This is a genomic window from uncultured Flavobacterium sp., assembly GCF_963975005.1.
Taxonomy (GTDB): Bacteria; Bacteroidota; Bacteroidia; order Flavobacteriales; family Flavobacteriaceae; genus Flavobacterium.
In genome coordinates, this window is the sequence record NZ_CAXBFR010000177.1 from 1 (window position 1) to 4,165 (window position 4,165).

Here is a 4,165-nt window from a genome sequence, read left to right on the forward strand (position 1 = left end):
TTGTAAACAACCAAAGTAAATTAACTTTACGCTTAGTCTTTACATAAGATTTGATTGTTGAAAATCCATCAAAATAATCAATGATTTCAACAATTGTCATTGCTCCTAATAAAAAGACTAAAATTTCTGCTGTTTTTCCTAAATGATGAAGTAGCACCCCTTCTAAATGATGCAGGTCTAATGACTTTGTAACAGTATTTACTTCAAAAACATCTAAATGAGCAACAGCAATAATTGCCCATAAAATCGCCATCATGGCAAGAGCTGGCACAAGTTTATCTACTTTTATATTATGTTCTAATGCAATAGCTAAATATCCAACAATGAATATTATGATTAAAATTGCTTCCATTTTTTTGTTTTATTATTTTTAAATTAATTGTTTTAATGCAATTTCGAAAGCGGTTGCACTAATGTCTTTCTTATCAGAATTAAGATTATGTGCTTTTTGAATTGCATTTTTTATTATTGATGAAGTATCTGAAAAAATAGCTTCATCGGTCATTTGAACCTTTTTCTCCATAAAATAAGCAAATACTCTAGCCATTCCACAGTTTGAAATAAAATCTGGAATTAAACTTATTTGTTTGTCTGTTTCCTCCATAATTGGTCCAAAGAAAATTGCTTTGTCAGCAAAAGGAACATTAGCTCCACAAGAAATTACTTCCAAACCTGAAGCAATCATTTCGTCTATTTGTGATTTTTGAACCAAACGTGATGCTGCACAAGGAGCAAATATTTGAGCTTCAATATTCCAAATTTTCTTGTTGATTTCTTCAAAAGGAATCATATTTTCAGCTACTAATTTGTTTCCGTCTTTGTTTAAGAATAATTGTCTAATTTCTTCAAAAGTAAATCCTTCTTCATTAATTAAACCCCCATCCCTATCTATAATTCCAACTACTTTTGCACCCATTTCTGCTAGATAAAAAGCTGCTGCTGACCCTACATTTCCAAAACCTTGAACAATTGCTTTTTTTCCTTTTACATCTCCACCATAAATAGCGTAATAATGACGAACAGCTTCTGCAACGCCATAACCAGTAATCATGTCGGCTACAGTATATTTACGGGAAACATCAGGAGAAAAATTAGGGTTTTCAATAACCTTAATTACACCTTGACGTAATTGTCCGATTCTATTAATTTTATCAGCTTCAGTTGGTCTAAAATGTCCGTTAAAAACACCTTCTTGAGGATGCCAAACACCACATTCTTCTGTCATTGGAATTACTTCGTGAATTTCATCAACGTTTAAATCTCCACCCGTTCCGTAATAATTTTTTAATAAAGGAGAAACCGCTTTATACCAGCGCTCTAAAACACCTTTTTTTCTTGGGTCACTTGGGTCAAAATTAATTCCTGATTTTGCACCACCAATCGCTGGTCCAGAAACAGAAAATTTCACTTCCATTGTTTTAGCTAAAGAAAGAACTTCGTTCATATCTAAACCCTTTCTCATTCTAGTTCCACCACCAGCTGCACCACCTCTTAATGAGTTGATTACCGTCCAACCTTCAGCCTCCGTTTCAGGATCTTTCCAATTAAAAACTATTTCTGGTTCTTTATTTTCAAATTTTTGTAATAAATCTTTCATTAATTCTTTTAAATTGTAATTCAACAAATATACATAATCTGTATGACTACATAAAGCATTCATATTTTTTTAGTATTTTAATAACATATAAACCGAAAACAAGTCTTAATATCAATACTTTAAGTTTATTTTAGATAAATTTTTCCTGAACTATGATCTTGTTTTGCTCCAGTCGCACTTCTTAAAACATTAGTTTCATCTCTCAATTTCAAAACTCCTAAAAAAGCAAAAATCAAAGCTTCTTTAAATTCTATTTCTTTCTTATCTGGAATAACTATCTTATTTTTAGGTAAATAAAACTTTATTCTTTGAATTAAAAAATCATTATAAACCCCTCCTCCTGATATTAACAAAGAGGCGCTTTTTTTTGTAACAATTCTACTTATTTGTAAAGCGACATGCTCTGCAAAAGTGTTCAACTTGTCCTTTGTAGGAATTTTGAATAACTCAATTAGAGGTAAGACAAATTCATTTACAAATTCAATTCCTAACGATTTAGGATAATCTGAACTATAAAATTCCAATTCATTAAGCTTTTGGAACAATTCTAAATTCAAATTCCCAGATTTTGCTATTTCACCTTTATTGTCATAATTAAACCCTAAAGAGTTAGAATAAAAGTTCAAAACTGTGTTTACAGGAGAAATATCAAATGCAATTCTTGTACCATTTTCATCAAATGAAATATTTGAAAAACCTCCTAAATTCAAACAATAATCAAATTCAGAAAAAAGTAATTGGTCTCCAATCGGAACTAAGGGTGCTCCTTGACCACCAAATTCGACATCTTGGACTCTAAAATCACAAACTACATTTTGTTTAGTTAATATTGAAATAATCGGTAAGTTTCCTATTTGTAGCGTATATCGAAGATTTGGTTTATGTAAAATAGTATGGCCATGGCTACAAACTGCATCAATGTCTTTGGTCTTATTTTTAAAAATAAAATTATTAATCATTTGAGCTAACAAATGGGAATAATCAACATTTAATTGACTTAGTTCAGTTGAAGAAAAATTGACTGCCGATTTTAAAATTAAAAGCCACTCTTCTGAATATGAAATAGTTTCTGTTTCTAAAATTTCATAGGTCCACTTGTCCTTTTTTAAAAATTTAACATGAGCCAAATCCACTCCATCTAATGAAGTTCCCGACATAACTCCGATAACGTTATAGTTCTGCTTAAACATGGGTTAAAATTACAAATAGTTATTGAAAAAGTGCTAATAAATAAGTACATTTGACAACTTATTTTATCATAAATTCAAAACATTATATTTTAGATTATGGATTTCAAATTAAACGAAGAGCAATTGATGATTCAGCAGGCTGCGAGAGATTTTGCTCAAACAGAATTATTACCAGGTGTAATTGAAAGAGATGAACATTCAAAATTTCCTGAAGAGCAAGTCAAGAAAATGGCTGAATTAGGTTTTATGGGAATGATGGTTGATCCTAAATATGGTGGTGCTGGTTTAGATAGTATTTCATACATATGTGCAATAGAAGAAATTGCAAAAATAGATGCGTCAGCAGCAGTAATTATGTCTGTAAATAACTCTTTGGTTTGTGCAGGAATCGAAAAATATTGTAATGAAGAACAAAAACAAAAATACTTAATTCCACTTGCAACTGGCGAGGTTATAGGTGCATTTTGTTTATCAGAACCAGAAGCAGGATCCGATGCTACATCTCAAAAAACAACAGCAATTGACAAAGGAGATCACTACCTTTTAAACGGGACAAAAAATTGGATAACTAATGGTAAATCAGCTTCTACATATATTGTAATTGCACAAACCGACATAGAAAAAGGACATAAAGGAATCAATGCTTTTCTTGTAGAAAAAGGATGGGAAGGTTTCTCAATTGGACCAAAAGAGAAAAAAATGGGAATTAGAGGTTCAGATACGCATTCATTAATGTTTTCTGACGTAAAAGTTCCAAAAGAGAATAGAATTGGGGAAGACGGTTTTGGATTTGCCTTCGCAATGAATGTATTAAATGGAGGAAGAATCGGTATTGCTTCTCAAGCTTTAGGCATTGCTCAAGGTGCTTATGAATTAGCTTTAAAATATGCTCAAGAAAGAGTAACATTCAAAAAACCAATTATCCAACACCAAGCAATCGCCTTCAAATTAGCTGATATGCATGTCCAGATTACAGCTGCTAGAATGTTATGTTACAAAGCTGGTTTTGAAAAAGATAATGGAGAAGATATTTCACATTCGGGTGCAATGGCAAAACTATTTGCTTCAGAAACTGCAATGAACACAACTATCGAAGCTGTTCAAATTCATGGTGGAAACGGTTATGTAAGTGAATACCATGTAGAAAGAATGATGCGTGATGCAAAAATCACACAGATATATGAAGGAACTTCTGAAATTCAACGAATAGTTATTTCAAGAGGGTTAACAAAATAGAAAAATAAATATATAATACATTAAAATCCAATTCAATAGAGTTGGATTTTTTTTGGTGTGAGCCTTTGTGTTGTGGTGTCCGCACTCGCTTTTTTGAATAAAGTATTAAACAAAAAAGAGCTCAAACAATTGCTCCTATCCT

3 protein-coding genes and 1 pseudogene are annotated in these 4,165 nt (G+C 31.5%); 1 reads left to right on the forward strand and 3 read right to left on the reverse strand.

Going from position 1 to position 4,165, the window contains the following annotated elements; translation table 11 throughout:
• The 3 genes and pseudogenes from AACZ53_RS14025 to AACZ53_RS14035 all read right to left on the reverse strand — a co-directional run.
• Positions 1-352: pseudogene (locus AACZ53_RS14025) on the reverse strand (sodium:proton antiporter); the annotation flags it as partial.
• Positions 353-370: 18 nt separating this feature from the next.
• Positions 371-1,597: a Glu/Leu/Phe/Val dehydrogenase dimerization domain-containing protein gene (locus tag AACZ53_RS14030; protein WP_339839745.1), complete on the reverse strand. Its 1,227-nt coding sequence runs from the start codon at positions 1,595-1,597 to the stop codon at positions 371-373.
• A 125-nt stretch (positions 1,598-1,722) separates the two neighbouring features.
• The gene (locus AACZ53_RS14035; RefSeq protein WP_339839740.1) at positions 1,723-2,787 is read right to left on the reverse strand and encodes an anhydro-N-acetylmuramic acid kinase; all 1,065 of its coding nucleotides are present in this window, start codon (positions 2,785-2,787) and stop codon (positions 1,723-1,725) included.
• Positions 2,788-2,883: 96 nt separating this feature from the next.
• Here AACZ53_RS14035 and AACZ53_RS14040 point away from each other — a divergent pair, with 96 nt between their 5' ends.
• On the forward strand, positions 2,884-4,023 hold the full coding sequence (locus AACZ53_RS14040; RefSeq protein WP_339839743.1) for an acyl-CoA dehydrogenase: 1,140 nt from the start codon (positions 2,884-2,886) through the stop codon (positions 4,021-4,023).
• Positions 4,024-4,165: the final 142 nt, after the last annotated feature.

What these genes read in the sequence shown, in the direction of transcription:
- AACZ53_RS14040 (WP_339839743.1), top strand. Translation starts at nt 2,884, where the DNA reads ATGGATTTCAAATTAAACGAAGAGCAATTGATGATTCAGCAGGCTGCG.
- AACZ53_RS14030 (WP_339839745.1), bottom strand. Translation starts at nt 1,597, where the DNA reads ATGAAAGATTTATTACAAAAATTTGAAAATAAAGAACCAGAAATAGTT.
- AACZ53_RS14035 (WP_339839740.1), bottom strand. Translation starts at nt 2,787, where the DNA reads ATGTTTAAGCAGAACTATAACGTTATCGGAGTTATGTCGGGAACTTCA.